The sequence below is a fragment of the Agromyces sp. NPDC057679 genome (assembly GCF_042799635.1).
GTDB lineage: Bacteria > Actinomycetota > Actinomycetes > Actinomycetales > Microbacteriaceae > Agromyces.
On sequence record NZ_JBHVIK010000002.1, the window covers coordinates 959998 to 975882 of the forward strand.

The following is a 15885-nucleotide window of genomic DNA, read 5'->3' on the forward strand; positions in this document are numbered from 1 at the left end:
CTGACATGGCCGGAGTGGATGCAGAACGCATCGAGCGGGCCGTGCTCGAGATCCTCCTCGCGATCGGGGAGGATCCCGCGCGTCCCGGCCTCGAGCGCACCCCGCAGCGGGTCGCCGAGGCGTACGCCGACTTCTTCGGCGGACTCGACGTCGACCCGCTGACGCACCTCGCCGACAGTGTGCCGCTCGGCGCGACCGACGCGGGAGTGCCGGCGACCTCCGACGCGGTGATCCTGCGCGACCTCGCGTTCCGTTCGGTGTGCGAGCACCACCTGCTGCCGTTCGTGGGCACGGCCCACGTGGCGTACCTGCCCGGCGACCGCGTCGTCGGGCTCGGCCGCATCCCCGCCGTCGTCGACACGCTGGCCCGACGGCCCCAGCTGCAGGAGCGCCTCGCCGAGGAGATCGCCGACACGCTCGTCGCAGGCCTCGATCCGAAGGGCGTGCTCGTCGTGCTCGACGCCCAGCACCGCTGCGTCACGACGCGCGGCTCCCGGCAGGAGCGCAGCTCGACCGTGACCATCGCGAGCCGCGGCGCACTCGCCGAACCGGCCGGCCGCGCCGAGATCATCGCCCTCATCGGGGTGCGCGATGCCTGAGGCGCCGTCGATGCTCGTCATGGGCGTCGTCAACGTCACCCCCGACTCGTTCAGCGACGGCGGTCGCTGGTTCGACGCCGAGGCGGCGATCGCGCACGGAGTCGAACTCGTCGCGCACGGTGCCGACCTCGTCGACGTCGGTGGGGAGTCGACCCGGCCCGGCGCCGCCCGCGTCGAACCCGAGGAGGAGCTGCGCCGCGTGGTTCCGGTCATCCGCGCCCTCGCCGACCAGGGCATCCGGGTGAGCGTCGACACGATGCGCGCGGCGACCGCGCGCGCCGCGGTCGCCGCGGGCGCCGAGATCATCAACGACGTCTCGGCCGGACTCGCCGACGCCGAGATGGCCCGGGTCGCCGCCGAGACGGGCGCGCACTACGTCGCGATGCACTGGCGCGGGCACTCCGACCGCATGGATCAGCTCGCCGAGTACGGCGACGTGGCGGCCGAGGTGCGCGACGAGCTCGCCGCGCGCGTCGAGGCGCTGCTCGAGGCGGGCATCGCCGCCGACCGGCTCATCCTCGACCCCGGACTCGGGTTCTCCAAGCGCGGCGAGCAGAACTGGCAACTGCTGGGCCGGCTCGACGTGCTCGCCGGGCTCGGCCTTCCGATCCTCGTGGGGGCGTCGCGCAAGCGCTTCCTCGGCGCACTGCTTCCCGACGGGGCATCCGTCGCCGAACGCGACCTGCCGACCGCCGTCGTGAGCGTGCTCTCGGCGCAGGCCGGCGCGTGGGGCGTGCGCGTGCACGACGTGGTGGGCACGCGGCGCGCCCTCGACGTCCTCGGGGCGTGGCAGAGTGGACGTCGTGGCTGAACAGCGCGGACTCCGGCGGGGCGACCGCATCACGTTGACCGGGCTGCGCGTGCGCGCCCATCACGGCGTGTTCGACTTCGAACGGGCCGAGGGGCAGGAGTTCGTGATCGACGTCGTCGTCGCCGTCGACCTCGCCGCCGCGGCGTCGGGCGACGACCTCGCCCGCACGGTGCACTACGGCGAGCTCGCCGAACAGGTGGTGGCCGCCGTCGAGCGCGACCCCGTCGACCTCATCGAGACCGTCGCCGAGCGGGTCGCCGCCGTCGCGCTCTCGTTCGAGGCGGCCGACGAGGTCGAGGTGACGGTGCACAAGCCGCAGGCGCCCATCACGGTGCCCTTCGCGGATGTCGCGGTCACGATCGTCAGGCGCCGGGCATGAGCCGCGCCGTCGTCGCCTTCGGGGCGAACCTCGGAGACCGCGAGCAGACGATCGCCGCCGCCGCACGCGCCCTGGCCGACGCCGACGGCGTCGAGCTCGTCGCCGTCTCGCCGCTCTACGAGACGCCGGCGCTGAAGACGACGGGCGTCGACCACGACGCCCCCGGGTACCTCAACGGGGTGCTCATCGTCGAGACCTCGCTCGAGCCGCACGCGCTCCTCGACGTGCTGCAGGGCATCGAGACGGCGCAGGGCCGGGTTCGCGCCGAGCGCTGGGGCGATCGTACCCTCGACCTCGACCTCATCGACGTCGACGGGCGGCAGTTCGCCGACGAACGACTCGAGCTGCCCCACCCGCGGGCCTGGCAGCGCGCGTTCGTGCTCGCACCCTGGCTCGACCTCGAGCCCGATGCCGTGCTGCCCGGTCGGGGCCCCGTAGCGGCGCTCCGTGCCGAGGCATCCGACGAGGTGGTCAGGCGATGAAGCGCACGCACTTCTCGACCCTGCTCGCCTTCGTGCTCGGCGGGCTCGTCATCGGCTACCTCGGCGACCTCGCGATCGTCAACACCGGATCGAAGGCGCTGGTGCCGCCGCTCTCGCTGCCGATCACGCTCGTCGGCGTCGCGGCGATCGTCGTCCTGCTGGCCTGGCCCATCCGCCGCGCGGTGAAGGGCAAGGCGACGAAGCACCTCGATCCGTTCCGGGCGATGCGCGTCGCGGTGCTCGCGAAGGCGTGCAGCCTGAGCGGCGCGCTCGTGCTCGGCGTCGGGCTCGGCATCGGGCTGTTCCTCCTGACCCGCAGCGTCGTGCCGCCCGCCGGCACGGTGTGGCTGGCGTTCGCCACCGCGATCGGCGCGGCGCTGCTGCTCGCCGGCGGACTCGTCGCCGAGTGGTTCTGCACGCTGCCCCCCGACGACCCCGAGAACGAGAAGGAAGAGCACGCACATGCCTGAGCACGACCCGGCCGAGCACGACGCCGCGACCGAGCACGGCGGCGACCTCGCCGGCCCGGCCGCGACGCGTCTCGACGACGAGTGGCGACGCGTCTCGCCGAAGTACGTCGTGGTCGAGGTGGTCGGCTCGCTCGTCGGCATGGTGATCTTCGTCGGTGCGGCGCTCGTCGTGCACTTCCTCTGGCATCAGCAGTGGGCGCTGTGGGTGGCCGTCGCGATCGGCGTGGTCTCGCTCATCGGCATCGCGTTCGAACCGCGTCGCGTGCGCTCGATCCAGTACCGGCTGCGCGCCGACGACCTCGTGTTCCGCCGGGGCATCATGTTCCAGCGACAGGTCGCCGTGCCGTACGGGCGCATGCAGCTCGTCGACATCACGCGCGGCCCCGTCGCGCGGGCGCTCGGCCTCGCCGACCTCAAGTTCGTCACGGCGGCGGCCGCCACCGCGGTCACCGTGCCCGGGCTGCCGATGGAGGAGGCCGACCGGCTCCGCGACGAGCTCGTCGCCCTCGCCGAGACCCGTCGGGCGGGGCTGTGAGCGCTCCGGTCCGTCCGGCACCGGTCCAGTCGCTCGCCGACGGGGAGTGGCATCGACTGCACCCGGCGAGCCCGCTGCTGCGGGGCGGGCTCGTGTTCATCGCCGTGCTCGGCTTCGTGATCGCGAACCTGCGCGAGCGGGTGGTCGACTTCTTCCTCACGGTGTTCTCGCCCGAGACGCGCGACGCGTTCGGCGACCGGTACGGCTCCGGCGAGGACGACTGGGCGAACGACCCGATCGGCGGCATCGTGAACCACGGCCTCGTTGGGTGGGCGCTGCTCGGCCTCGTCGTGGTGCTCGTCGTGGTCATCGCGGCGTTCTGGCTGTCCTGGCGCATGCACACCTTCCGGGTGACGACCGAGGCGGTCGAGGTGCACAGCGGCATCCTCTTCCGGTCGCACCGCAGCGCCCGCCTCGACCGCATCCAGGGCATCAACGTCACCCGGCCGCTCTTCGCCCGCCTCTTCGGCACCGCGAAGCTCGAGGTCTCGGTGGCCGGGCAGTCGGCGAACGTGCAGCTGGCGTACCTCGGTTCGGCGCTCGCCGACCGGCTCCGCGCCGACGTGCTCCGGCTCGCCTCCGGCGCGCGCGCCGAGCGGGCGGCGGCGCGCGGTGAGACGGCTCCGACGGGCGGCGGGCCGGTCATCGCGGCTGCCGCGACGTCGGGCGTCGTCGGTGCGGTGCACCCCGGAGAGGTCGACGCGGGAGGCGCCGCGGTCGTCTCGCCGGCGGGCGAGACCGCGCCGGGACGCGTCCCGGCGGCGGCGTCGCGCGCCGGCGCCCTCGTGGGCCAGCGGGTCGACGAGTTCCTCGCTCCCGAGCTCGACCCCGATCTCGCCCCGCCCGAGTCGGTCGTGCACCTGCCGCTCGGCCGGGTGATCGGTTCGACCCTGCTCGGCGGTTCGACGATCTGGGCGATCATCCTCGTCGCGATCATCGTGATCGGCGTCACCACTGGTCAGGCCTGGGTGCTGTTCAGCTTCGTGCCCGCGGCGATCGGTCTCGTGAGCTACATGTGGTCGCGCATCACGAAGTCGCTGCGCTACTCGATCGCGGGCACGCCAGACGGCGTCCGCATCGGCCACGGGCTGCTCTCGACCGGCAACCAGACCATTCCGCCGGGGCGCATCCACGCGGTCGAGGCGACCCAGTGGATCTTCTGGCGGCCGTTCGGGTGGTGGTCGATCCGCATCAACGTCGCCGGTCAGTCGGTGTCCGCCTCGAACGAGGCGGCGCAGCGCACCACAGTGCTCCCCGTCGGCACCGCGGTCGACGTGCAGCGAGTGCTCGCCCTCCTGGTCCCCGACGCCGCCTCCGACGTCGCGCCGCTCGTCGCGGACGGGCTCACCGGCCGCGGGGGCGACGGCGGCTTCTCGGTCACCCCGCGCCGTGGCGCGTGGCTTCGCCCGTTCTCGTGGCGCCGCATCGGCTGGGCCGCCGCCTCCGGCGTCGCGCTCATCCGGCGGGGTTCGCTCGTGCGCAGCCTGACGCTCGTGCCGCTCGCGCGCATGCAGTCGGTCGCCCTCTCGGTCGGCCCGATCGACCGATGGCTTCGGCTCGCCGGCGTCCGGCTGCACACGGTGACCGGACCGGTCAGCGCGATGCTGCCGATCGTCGATCGCGACGAGGCCGAGCGGTTGTTCGAGCGTCTCGCCGAGGAGGCCGTCGACCGCGCCGCGAGCGACACCACCCACCACTGGGGCGCCGTCGCCGCGGCATCGACCCCCGAGGAGACGCCGGCGCCCGAACCGCCGCGCACCGCGCCGGCACTCGACGAGATGGGCGGCGATGATGCCCGCTGAGCGCGCAGGCCGACTCGGGGTCGGCACGATCGGCGCGGGCCGGGTCGGCGCGGTGCTCGCCGCCGCCCTCGGCGGCGCGGGCCACGCCCTCACCGGCGTCGCCGCCGTCTCCGAGTCGAGCCGCGAGCGCGCCTCGGTGATGCTGCCCGGCGTGCCGGTGCTCGCGGTGCCCGAGATCGTCGAGCGCAGCGAACTCGTGCTGCTGGCCGTGCCCGACGCCGAGCTCGAGCAGCTCGTCGCGGGGCTCGCCGACGCCGGGGTCTGGCAGCCGGGGCAGCTCGTGCTGCACACCTCGGCGAAGTTCGGCACCGGGGTGCTCGACCCTGCGCGGCGGTCGGGCGCGATCCCGCTCGCGGTGCACCCGGCGATGACCTTCACCGGTACGAGCCTCGACCTCGCACGCCTCCCAGGCACCTGGTTCGCCGTCACCGCGCCCGCGCCCGTCCTCCCGATCGGCCAAGCGCTCGTCGTCGAGATGGGCGGTGAGCCGTTCATCGTGGCCGAGGGCGACCGGGCCGCCTACGGCGAGGCCGTCGACACCGTCGTCTCGTTCTCCAGCGCGATCGTCGACCAGGCGAGCGCCCAGCTCGACGGCATCGGCGTTCCGCGCCCCGGCGCGGTGCTCGCGTCGCTCGCGCGCAGTGCCGTCGAGAACGCCCTCGCCCGGCACGACACCGGGCCGATGCCCGACGGGGCCGGTACGATCGACGAGGCCGGATTCGATCGGCCGCTGGGAGGAGGCGCGTGAGCGGGATCCACGTCGAGCCGACCGCCGGCATCCGGGTCGTGACGACGATCGCCGAGCTCCGCGGGCTGCTCGCGGGGCGGCGGGCGACCGGGGCCTCGATCGCGCTCGTGCCGACCATGGGCGCGCTGCACGACGGCCATTTTGCGCTCGTGCGCCGGGCGCGCGAACTCGCCGACGTCGTCGTCGTGTCGATCTTCGTGAACCCGCTGCAGTTCGGTCCGACCGAAGACCTCGACCGCTACCCGCGCACGCTCGACGCCGATGTCGCCGCCCTCGCCGAACTGGGCGTCGAGTTCGTCTTCGCGCCGTCGGCCGCCGAGATGTACCCCGACGGCCCGAGCTCGACGCGCGTCGTCGCCGGGTCGGTCGGCAGGCTCTACGAGGGCGCTTCGCGCCCGGGCCACTTCGACGGCATGCTCACCGTCGTGGCGAAGCTCTTCAACATCGTCGCTCCCGAGTTCGCGGTGTTCGGCCAGAAGGACGCGCAGCAGGTCTTCCTCGTGCGCCGCATGGTGCGCGATCTCGACCTGCCGCTCACGATCGACGTGGTGCCGACGGTGCGCGAGCACGACGGGCTCGCGCTCTCGAGCCGCAACCGGTTCCTCGGCGACGCCGAACGGGAGACCGCGCTCGTGCTCTCGGAGGCGCTCACCGCCGCAGCCGAGTCGGCCGACGAGGGCCCCGCGGAGGCGCTCGCCGAGGCGGCGGCGGCCTTCGGCGACCACGACGGCGCCGACCTCGACTACTTCGTGATCGTCGACCCCGAGACGTTGCTGCCGGTCGCAGGCGATGCGACGGGGCCGGCGCTCGCGCTCGTCGCGGCGCGCATCGGTGCCACCCGGCTCATCGACAACCGGGTGATCCGGCTCGGCTAGCGGGCAGCTCCCGTCGTCGCCGGGTGCTGCCCGCCAGGACTTCGGAGATCGGGGGGAGTTCGGCGCGTTCGGCGGCACCGGTTCCGAGGTCGTGGCGATCGCCGAAGTTCTGGCGCACCGGTCGCGCAAGTAGGCTTGTCTCGCACGTTTCCGCGCGACGAGAGAGAACCATGGCCGACGAGACGCCGAACCAGCCCGCCGAACCCACTGCCGAAGAGATCAGTGAGCAGAAGGCCGTGCGGCTCGCCAAGCGCGCGCGGCTCATCGACGAGGCATCCGACCTCGGACTCGGCGCCTACCCGGTTCGCCTGCCGATCACGGCGACGATTCCCGAGGTGCGCGACCGCTTCGTCGGCCTCGGCGTCGACGAGGCCTCGGGCGAGACGGTAGGGCTCGCCGGCCGCGTCGTGTTCTCCCGCAACACCGGCAAGCTCTGCTTCGCGACCCTGCAGTCGGGCGACGGCAACCGCATCCAGGCGATGGTCTCGCTCGCAGAGGTCGGCGAGGAGTCGCTCGCTGCGTGGAAGGAGCTCGTCGACCTCGGCGACCACGTCTTCGTCGCCGGCGAGGTGATCACGAGCCGCCGCGGCGAGCTCTCGATCATGGTGCGCGAGTGGCGGATCGCGTCGAAGGCGATCCTGCCGCTGCCGAACCTGCACAACGAGCTGAGCGAAGAGAACCGGGTGCGTTCGCGCTACCTCGACCTCATCGCCCGCGACCAGGCGCGCCGCAACGTGATCGACCGTGCGAAGGTGAACGCGAGCCTGCGCGCGACCTTCACGAGCCTCGGCTTCATCGAGGTCGAGACCCCGATGCTGCAGGTCATGCACGGCGGCGCCTCGGCCCGCCCGTTCGTCACGCACTCGAACGCCTTCGACACCGAGCTGTACCTGCGCATCGCACCCGAGCTGTACCTCAAGCGCGCCGTCGTCGGCGGCATCGAGCGCGTCTACGAGATCAACCGCAACTTCCGCAACGAGGGTGCCGACTCGACGCACTCGCCCGAGTTCGCGATGCTCGAGGCCTACGAGGCGTACGGCGACTACAACACGATCGCCGACCTCACCCAGCAGCTCATCCAGGACGCCGCGAAGTCGGTGTCGGGCTCGCATGTCGTGACCTGGGCCGACGGCACCGAGTACGACCTCGGCGGCGAGTGGGACCGCATCTCGATGTACGGCTCGCTCTCCGAGGCTGTGGGCGAGCAGATCACGCCCGAGACTCCGATGTCGCGCCTGAAGGAGCTCGCCGACGAGGCCGGCATCGAGATCGACCACCCGATCCCCGGCAAGTTCGTCGAAGAGCTGTGGGAGCACCACATCAAGGGCGGCCTCGTGCGGCCCACCTTCGTCATGGACTTCCCCGAGGACACCTCGCCGCTCGTGCGCGGGCACCGCGAGATCGCCGGCGTCGTCGAGAAGTGGGACCTCTACATCCGCGGGTTCGAGCTCGCCACCGGCTACTCCGAGCTCGTCGACCCGGTGATCCAGCGCGAGCGCTTCGTCGAGCAGGCGAAGCTCGCCGCGGGCGGCGACCCCGAGGCCATGCGCCTCGACGAGGAGTTCCTCCGGGCGCTCGAGTTCGGCATGCCGCCGTCGGGCGGCATGGGCATGGGCATCGACCGCCTGCTCATGGCGATCACGGGTCTCGGCATCCGTGAGACGATCCTCTTCCCGCTCGTCAAGTAGCGACCAGAGACGGATGTCACGGCGATGAACGACTACCTCCCGAAGGACCAGCTCGAACCCGAGCAGGATCCGAAGCGTCCCTCGAACACGCGGCTCGCGATCTGGATCGTGGTCGGCGCGATCGGGCTCTACCTCGTCGGTTCGGGCGTGTGGGGGCTGCTGACCCGGTGATGACCCGCCGTCGTGCGGCGGTGCCGGGGGCCCGGCCCCCGCACCGCCGCGCGGCCCGTCGTCAGCGGCGCCCGACGAACACGACGCCGCGGTAGCCGGCTTCGCCCCAGGCCACCATGCGGTCGAGGTCGGCGTGAGCGATCGGCAGCTCATGCGAGTCGACCCAGGTCTCGCCCTCGTCCGAGCTGATCCAGGGGTCCTCGATGACGATGACGCCCTCGCCGGCGGCATGCGCGAGCACCCAGTGCGGACCGGTCTCGCCGTGCATCGGCGCCTCGTCGATGAGCAGCAGCGCGAGATCGCCACCTGCGACGCGACGCGCGATCTCCTCGATCGCGATGCGCGTACGGTGCACCGGCACTCCGGTGGCCTCGCCCTGGCGCAGCGACTCGGCCTGCAGCTCCACCCGGAAGTCCCGTTCGAACCCGCTGTACGACTCGATCAGCACCGGTCCGTCGTGGTCGAGGAACACCTCGACCGGGACGTCGGCCGGCAGCGTCTCGCGCATGACCACACCGAGACCGACCGGTTCGATGGCCGGATAGTTGCTCGCCCGCCGCCAGAACGCGAGTTCGAGGTCGCGGTCGGCCAGCGAGGGAGCAGGGCGGCCGTCGACCGGTACGTCGCGCGACGCATCCGCCGCCCCGAAGCCGGCCTCTCCGGCCGCCTCGGCCGCGAGCAGCCCGCTCACCGCGCCGCAGGTGTAGAGCGTGGTCTGCGCATAGTAAGGCGCCTCGTCATGGGGGACGTCGAGCAGCCAGCGCACGTAGCCGCGCGATCCGAGCGTGCCGGGTGCCGAGGGGTGCGGTGCGGCGAACGGCGCGAAGCCCCGCTCCACCGCGAACGACGGCAGTTCCTGGCCGAACGGCACCTCCCACTTCACGGCCGCGTCGCCGGCCGCCTCGGCGCGGGCGACGATCTCGTCGACGAGGGCGGCGGCCGCCGCGGTATCCGCCTCGTCGCGCCACCAGACGTCGACGATCTTGACTGCGGCGGTCGCGCCGCGCCGCGAGGTGAGCGCCGCCGCCACGGGCCCGCCGTCGCGGTGCGCGACGTCGATCCTCGGCGAGTACGGCGCCCGCGGCGAGGCCCAGCGGGCCGCCCGCGTCTCGCCGAGGGTCGCCCGTAGTTCGTCGTCGAGCCGGGCGTCGGTGATGGTCGTCATGCGACGGTCGTCCTTCCTGTGCTGTCGCGGTGCGCCGCCGCGACCAAGAGCTTCGTGTAGTCCTCCGACGGGTCGTCGAGAACCTGTGCGCATGACCCCTGCTCGACGACGCGCCCCTGCCAGACGACCGTCACGGTGTCGGCGATCCGGCGCACGACGGCGAGGTCGTGCGAGATGAAGAGGATCGCGATGTCGAGCTCGTCGCGCAGACTCCCGAGGAGGTCGAGGATCTGCGCCTGCACCTGCACGTCGAGCGCCGAGACCGACTCGTCGCAGATCAACAGCCGCGGCCGTGGTGCGAGTGCGCGGGCGATCGCGACACGCTGGCGCTGGCCGCCCGACAGCTGAGCCGGCCGCTTCGACGACGTCTCCGCGGGCAGGCCGACGAGTTCGAGCAGCGCGGGGACCTCCTCGGGCCGGCGACCGCCGACCGCGAGCGCTTCGCGCAGGATCGCACCGATCGTCATCATCGGATTGAGCGAGGAGTACGGGTCCTGGAACACGATCTGCATCTGCTCGGGCGTGCGCGAGCGACGGCCCGGAGCGAGCGGCTGCCCGTCGAAGGCGATCGACCCGCCGTCCTCGCGCTCGAGTCCCGCGATGCAGCGGGCGAGCGTCGACTTGCCGGACCCGGATTCGCCGACGATTCCGACGACCCGTCCGGGGGCGATCGTGAGGTCGACCCCGTCGAGCACCGTGCGCAGGCCGAAGCGCTTCACAATGCCCGTGGCGGCGACGAGCGGAGTTCGGGCCGGGCGCGCGAGGTCGCCGGCGCCGATGCCCGGGTCGTCGGGTCGGTCCGGTCGGTCGGGGTCGTCGAGCTGGGCGGAGCCGTCGGAGCGGCCGGCCTCGAGGGCGAGCGCCGGGTCGGCCGCGATGAGCGCGCGGGTGTACGCGTGCTCGGGGGTCGAGAGCACCGTCGCGGTGGATCCCCGCTCGACGACCTCGCCGTGCCGCATGACGAGCACCTCGTCCGTGCGACCGCGGACGAGTCCGAGGTCGTGCGAGATCAGGAGCATCGCCATCCCGCGCTCGCGCTGCAACTCGCGGAGGAGGTCGAGGATCTCCGCCTGGTTCGACGCATCGAGTGCCGTCGTCGGCTCGTCGGCGATGAGGAGGCGAGGGTCGCTCGCGAGGGCAGCGGCGATCGCGACTCGCTGCCGCATGCCACCCGAGAGCTCGTGCGGGTAGGCGCGCGCGACGCGAGCAGGCAGGTTGACCTCGTCGAGGCGCTTCGCGACGGCATCGTCGAGCTCTCGCGTCGCGAGTCGCCGACCCGCCTTCGCCTCCAGCGTCCACCCGATCTGGGGTCCGCACCGGTGCACCGGCGAGAGGCTCGTGAACGGGTCCTGCAGCAGGAGCGAGACCTCGCGGCCGCGCACGCGTCGCCACGAGGCATCCGTCGCGTCGAGCGGGTGCGCTCGGCCGTCGACCCGCAGGACGCCCGTGGCGCCGAAGCCGCTCGGAAGCAGCCCCACGAGGCTCTTGGCCGTCAGCGTCTTGCCCGAGCCGGACTCGCCGATGAGTGCGAGCGACGAACCAGGCTCGATGCGGAATGCCACGGCCGCGACCATCGGCCCCGCGGGGCCGGCGATGCCGTCGATCGCCACTTCGACACCGGTCATGCGACACCTCCCGAGCGGGTCAGGCGCTGGCCGAGCCAGTCGCCGACGAGGTTGACGGCGCAGGCCACCGCGATGATGAGCAGCGCAGGAACGATCACCGCCGCGGGGTTGTCGAACATGATGGCCCGGTTGTCGGTGAGCTGGCGGCCCCAGTCGGCGGTACCGGGCGGCACGCCCACGCCGAGGAACGACAGCGACGAGAAGGCGACGAGTGCGAACGCGACGTTGAGCATCGCATTCGTGATGACGAGCGAGGAGACGTTCGGCAGGATGTGCCGGAACATCACCCGCCAGCGGGAGAGCGAGAGCATCTGCGCCGCCTCGATGTACGGGCGCGCCGCCTGCTCGAGCACTCCGGCGCGCACGATGCGGATGTCGGAGGGCGAGAAGAGCAGGACGAGCAACGCGACCGTGGTCCAGTAGCCGCCGCCGAAGACGCCGGAGACGACGATGGCGGCGAGCAGCACGGGCAGCGCGAGCAGCAAGTCGGTCCACCGGCTGATCGCGAAGTCGAGCGGTCCGCGCTCGTAGCCGGCGAGGGTTCCGAGCAGGATGCCGAGGAGCATCGAACCCACGGCGACGCAGACGGGGCCGACGAGCGCCGATGCGGCGCCCGCGACGGTGAGGGCGAGGATGTCACGACCGAGCTCGTCGGTTCCGAGCGGATGCCCGGGGGAGCCCGCGGGCATCAGACTCGACAGGATGTCCTGCTTGGTCGCGTCGGGGAAGAGGAGCGGGCCGAGGAGCACGGCGAGCAGCGCGACGGCGAGCACCGCGAGACAGGCGACGACCGTCGCCGGGATGCGTCGGCGGGAGCGGAAACCCACGCCGACGGCGCCGAGCGAGACGGTCATGCGGTACCTCCCTGGTCGCGGACGCGTGGATCGAGCATCAGGTAGGCGAGGTCGGCGAGCAGCGCGATCACGGCGATCACGAGCGCGACGAGCAGCGTGAGGGCCTGCACGACGGCGAGGTCCTTGAACAGCACCGAGTCCTGCAGCAGTGTGCCGAGGCCGGGGAGCGCATACGTCGTCTCGGCGAGCACGGTGCCGCCGACGAGGAAGGTGAGCAGCAGGCTCGCGCCGGTGACGATCGGGATCGCGGCGTTGCGCAGGGCGATCCGGCGAGTGCGCGACTCGGGGATGCCGCGGGCGCGCGCCGAGGTGACGTAGTCGGCGTCGAGCTCGCGCAGCATCGCCGTGCGGGTGAGCTTCAGCACGATCGCGCCCAGGCCGGCTGCGAGCGTGACGGCCGGCAGGACGAGGTGGTAGAGCGTGTCGAGCGGACCACGTCCGCCGCCGTACACGGGGAAGATCGGCAGGTAGTACGCGAAGACGTAGAGCAGCAGCAGCCCGACCGCGAAAGTGGGGGCGCTGAGCCCGATGACGCCGAGCGTCGTGCCCGCACGGTCCAGCACGCCGCCGGCGCGCACGGCGCTCTGCACCCCGAGCGGGATGCCGACGGCCAGCGCGATCGCGAAGGCGAGCCCGCAGAGGGCGAGTGTCAGCCCGAGTCTCGAGGCGATGGCGTCGGAGACGGAGGTCTGCAGCCGGATCGACTCGCCGAGGTCGCCGCTCAGCACACCGCCGAGCCAGCGCAGGTACTGCACGGGCAACGGATCGTCGAGGTGGTACTGCTCGCGGATGGCGGCGACGGCCTCGGGCGAGGCGGGACGCGTGCCGAGGAGCGTCTTGACGAGGTCGCCGGGGGCGAGGTGCAGCATCGAGAACACGACGATCGAGAGCACGAACAGGATCGCCGCGGTGCCCAGCACGCGCACCGCGAGCATCCGGCCGATCGGCCGGAGTCGCGGTGCGCGTGCGGTGGGGACGGGCTCGGTCACGGCGCGGTGCGGTAGATCTGGGTCGGCCATGACGAGATGAAGGCGAACGAGCTGTAGTCATCGAAGCCGAGGTCGTTCGCGAACGCGGTGGCCGACTGGCCCCACCAGAGCGGCACGTTCACGACGTCCTCGGCCTGCAGCGTCTCGGCCTGGACGAGCAGGTCGACGCGTGCGGCCGGGTCGGACTCGGTGCCGGCTTGCGCGAGCAGCTCATCGATCTCGGGGTTCGAGTACGCCGAGGGGTTGCCGGCGCCGAGCAGGTAGCTCGGCACCTCCGCCGGGTCGCCGAGGGTGGAGAAGTACCACATCATGCCGACGCCGTAGCTCGAGGATGCGTCGAGGCTCGCGAGCCATTCCTCGATGGGCACCTCGCGCACGTTCAGCGTGATCCCGATCGTCGAGAGGTTCTCGGCGAGCGACTGCGCGGCCGTGCCGAGCTGCGGGCCGGTGGAGGGCGTGAGGAGTTCGGCCTCGAAGCCATCGGGGTGATCCGAGTCGGCGAGCGCCTGCTTCGCGGCGTCCAGGTCGAAGTCGTACTGGGGGATGCCGGAGAGGACTTCGCGGGCTTCGTCGCCGTCGTACGCCTTGCCGAGCGACTCGGGCGTCATGATCGCGGTCGCGGCCTCGCCGTGGCCGCGCAGGAGCTTCTCGACGACGGCGTCGCGGTCGACGGCGTGCGCGAACGCCTCGCGCACCTTGGGGTCGTCGAACGGGGCGAGCGAGGTGTTGAAGTAGAGACCGACGTACGAGAGGTCGTTGACGTACTCGACGCGCATGGTCTGGAGTTGCTCCCACTGCGTCGACTGGGCGAGCGGCACGTTGAAGGCGACGTCGACGTCGCCCGACTGCGCCGCGAGCAGGCGCGTCGACTCGTCGGGGATGAACTCCACGGTGATCGACTTCACCTTCGGCAGCTCGCCCCACCAGGTGTCGACCCGTTCGAACTGCACGTGCGAATCGGGCACGAACTCGGTCACCTGATACGGGCCGGTGCCGAGCAGCAGCGCGTCGGCCGTGCCGACCTTGCCGCCGTGCTCCTCCCAGAAGGCCTGCGAGGTGATGAAGGCGGCGCCGCCCGAGCTCATGTTGGCGGCGAAGGCGGCGTCGGGGGCGGCGAGGGTGATCGTCACCTCGTGCTCCTCGGTCTTCTCGATCGTGTCGACGCCGGCGAGGTAGTAGGCGAGGCCCGGTGAGGCCGTCTCGTCGCGAGCCTGCTCGAGGCTGAACACGACGTCGTCGGCGGTGACGGGCGTGCCGTCCTGGAACACGGCGTCGTCGCGGAGCTCGTAGACGTAGGTCACGTCGTCGGTCTGCTCCCACGATTCGGCGAGCCCCGGCTGCACCCGGCCCTGGGCGTCGACCGAGACGAGGCCCTCCTGGGCGATCGAGGCGATGTAGTAGTTCAGGATGCCGGCCTCCTGGCCGACGTAGAGGTTCGAGAGCGACCCCGGCAGGGCGACACTGATGTGGTCGATCTCCTCACCGGTGTCGGTGCCGGTACTCGACTCTGCGGCGCCGCTCGTGCAGGCGGCCAGCAGCAGCACACCGGCTGCTGCGGCGCCCGCGCGCGCGATGCGGGAACGTGATGTTGCGGACATGAGGGGGTCCTCCTCTTGCAATCGGGGGAGTGTTGCGAGGGCGATCGGACGCGCGAAGCGCGCGCGGTGACTGTTCGAACGGCGACGGGCCTCGGCGAGGGCCTCCACCTCGTAGCCGCTCGGACGGCGCGCGGCGAGCATGCGCAGGCTCGCCGCGACGGCGGGGATCTCGCTCGCCTCGGCGAGCGTGATGGCGACGGTGCGCAGACTCGAGGCCGGGCTCAGCCCGAGGGCCCGCACTCCGGGCGGCGGCGCCGTCGCGAACGCGCTCTCGGGGAGGAAGGCGGCGCCGAAGCCTCCCGCGACGAGTGCGAGCGCGGCGTCGGGACGGCTGACCTCGAGGTCGGCGGGGCCGCTCGCTCGGCCCAGGGCCTCGGCGACGACGCCCGACCGGGTGCCGTCTCCGAAGATCCACGGCAGGTGGGCGAGCGCGGATGCCTCGACGCGCAGGCCCGGCTCGGGCGTCTCGTCGGACGGGAACACGGCGATGACCTCCTCGCCGTAGAGGAAGGTCGACCGCAGGCCGTCGCGCCGCAGGCGCTGTCCGCGCTCGCCGGCGGCGCCGGTGGTCACGGCGATGTCGACGCGCCCCGAGCGCACCAGTTCGAGGGCCTCGTCGTGCTCTGCCTCGACGAAGCGCACCTCGACCCCGGGGATGTCGGCGGCGATGCGGGCGAGGGCCGGGGCGATCGTGCCGACGACGGCGTCGGCGGGCGCCGCGATCCGGACGGTGCCGACGCGATGCCCGAGGGCCCTCGCGAGCTCGGTGGCGGCCGCGGTCAGACTCGCGTCGATGCGGGGCGCGTGGGCCGCGAGCAGTTGCCCGATCGCGGTGAGGCTGGCCGAGCGCGCGGTGCGGGCGACAAGCGGGGTGCCGAGGCGGGACTCCAGGCGCTGAACATGCTGCGTGATGGTCGGCTGGCTGAAGCCGAGCGAGCGCGCGGCCGCGCTGATCGAGCCGGTCCGGTCGATCGCGACGAGGATCCGCAGCGAGTGGACGTCGAGCACACGAGTGAGGGCATCGATCTCGATGGGTCCTGCGTTCTCCAGCTCCATAGGCACAGGCTATATATCTCGAGGTTTCGATGGTGTAA

The 15885-nt window shown here is 72.4% G+C and carries 16 protein-coding genes; 11 read left to right on the forward strand and 5 right to left on the reverse strand.

Annotated features, from left to right (window positions below):
- The first annotated feature begins 5 nt into the window (after nt 1–5).
- The 11 genes from folE (at nt 6) to ACFVAJ_RS11375 (ending at nt 8560) form a co-directional block, all read left to right on the forward strand.
- Entirely contained in the window at nt 6–599 is a 594-nt protein-coding gene (folE, locus tag ACFVAJ_RS11325; RefSeq protein WP_376944144.1) for a GTP cyclohydrolase I, read from the forward strand.
- A complete protein-coding gene (gene folP, locus ACFVAJ_RS11330) occupies nt 592–1410 on the forward strand; it encodes a dihydropteroate synthase (RefSeq protein ID WP_376944146.1) in 819 nt (272 codons plus the stop codon). The genes folE and folP overlap by 8 nt, the downstream gene beginning before the upstream one ends.
- Entirely contained in the window at nt 1403–1789 is a 387-nt protein-coding gene (folB, locus tag ACFVAJ_RS11335; protein WP_376944148.1) for a dihydroneopterin aldolase, read from the forward strand. The genes folP and folB overlap by 8 nt, the downstream gene beginning before the upstream one ends.
- The gene (gene folK / locus ACFVAJ_RS11340; RefSeq protein WP_376944150.1) at nt 1786–2271 is read left to right on the forward strand and encodes a 2-amino-4-hydroxy-6-hydroxymethyldihydropteridine diphosphokinase; all 486 of its coding nucleotides are present in this window, start codon (nt 1786–1788) and stop codon (nt 2269–2271) included. Before folB ends, folK begins: the two co-directional genes overlap by 4 nt.
- Nucleotides 2268–2741 carry a DUF3180 domain-containing protein gene (locus tag ACFVAJ_RS11345; RefSeq protein WP_376944152.1) on the forward strand — a complete coding sequence of 158 codons (474 nt, stop codon included), beginning with the start codon at nt 2268–2270 and terminating at the stop codon, nt 2739–2741. Before folK ends, ACFVAJ_RS11345 begins: the two co-directional genes overlap by 4 nt.
- Entirely contained in the window at nt 2734–3276 is a 543-nt protein-coding gene (locus ACFVAJ_RS11350) for a PH domain-containing protein (RefSeq protein ID WP_376944154.1), read from the forward strand. The genes ACFVAJ_RS11345 and ACFVAJ_RS11350 overlap by 8 nt, the downstream gene beginning before the upstream one ends.
- Nucleotides 3273–5078, forward strand: coding sequence for a PH domain-containing protein (locus tag ACFVAJ_RS11355; protein ID WP_376944156.1), 1806 nt, complete (start codon nt 3273–3275; stop codon nt 5076–5078). The genes ACFVAJ_RS11350 and ACFVAJ_RS11355 overlap by 4 nt, the downstream gene beginning before the upstream one ends.
- A complete protein-coding gene (locus tag ACFVAJ_RS11360) occupies nt 5065–5826 on the forward strand; it encodes a Rossmann-like and DUF2520 domain-containing protein (protein WP_376944158.1) in 762 nt (253 codons plus the stop codon). Before ACFVAJ_RS11355 ends, ACFVAJ_RS11360 begins: the two co-directional genes overlap by 14 nt.
- On the forward strand, nt 5823–6701 hold the full coding sequence (gene panC / locus ACFVAJ_RS11365; RefSeq protein ID WP_376944160.1) for a pantoate--beta-alanine ligase: 879 nt from the start codon (nt 5823–5825) through the stop codon (nt 6699–6701). Before ACFVAJ_RS11360 ends, panC begins: the two co-directional genes overlap by 4 nt.
- A gap of 170 nt (nt 6702–6871) precedes the next feature.
- Entirely contained in the window at nt 6872–8389 is a 1518-nt protein-coding gene (gene lysS / locus ACFVAJ_RS11370) for a lysine--tRNA ligase (protein WP_376944162.1), read from the forward strand.
- Between the two features lie 24 nt (nt 8390–8413).
- Complete coding sequence (locus tag ACFVAJ_RS11375) at nt 8414–8560, forward strand: hypothetical protein (protein ID WP_376944164.1); 147 nt, start codon at nt 8414–8416, stop codon at nt 8558–8560.
- 61 nt (nt 8561–8621) lie between these two features.
- Here ACFVAJ_RS11375 and ACFVAJ_RS11380 read toward each other — a convergent pair whose 3' ends face one another.
- Genes ACFVAJ_RS11380 through ACFVAJ_RS11400 form a run of 5 tightly spaced genes read right to left on the reverse strand, consistent with a single transcriptional unit; the run spans nt 8622 to nt 15847 of the window.
- Nucleotides 8622–9725, reverse strand: a complete 1104-nt coding sequence (locus tag ACFVAJ_RS11380) for a peptidase C39 family protein (RefSeq protein WP_376944166.1) — start codon at nt 9723–9725, stop codon at nt 8622–8624.
- Nucleotides 9722–11350: a dipeptide ABC transporter ATP-binding protein gene (locus ACFVAJ_RS11385; RefSeq protein WP_376944168.1), complete on the reverse strand. Its 1629-nt coding sequence runs from the start codon at nt 11348–11350 to the stop codon at nt 9722–9724. The genes ACFVAJ_RS11380 and ACFVAJ_RS11385 overlap by 4 nt, the downstream gene beginning before the upstream one ends.
- A complete protein-coding gene (locus tag ACFVAJ_RS11390; protein WP_376944170.1) occupies nt 11347–12204 on the reverse strand; it encodes an ABC transporter permease in 858 nt (285 codons plus the stop codon). The genes ACFVAJ_RS11385 and ACFVAJ_RS11390 overlap by 4 nt, the downstream gene beginning before the upstream one ends.
- Entirely contained in the window at nt 12201–13193 is a 993-nt protein-coding gene (locus tag ACFVAJ_RS11395) for an ABC transporter permease (protein WP_376944172.1), read from the reverse strand. Before ACFVAJ_RS11395 ends, ACFVAJ_RS11390 begins: the two co-directional genes overlap by 4 nt.
- The gene (locus ACFVAJ_RS11400) at nt 13190–15847 is read right to left on the reverse strand and encodes an ABC transporter substrate-binding protein (protein WP_376944174.1); all 2658 of its coding nucleotides are present in this window, start codon (nt 15845–15847) and stop codon (nt 13190–13192) included. The genes ACFVAJ_RS11395 and ACFVAJ_RS11400 overlap by 4 nt, the downstream gene beginning before the upstream one ends.
- Nucleotides 15848–15885: the final 38 nt, after the last annotated feature.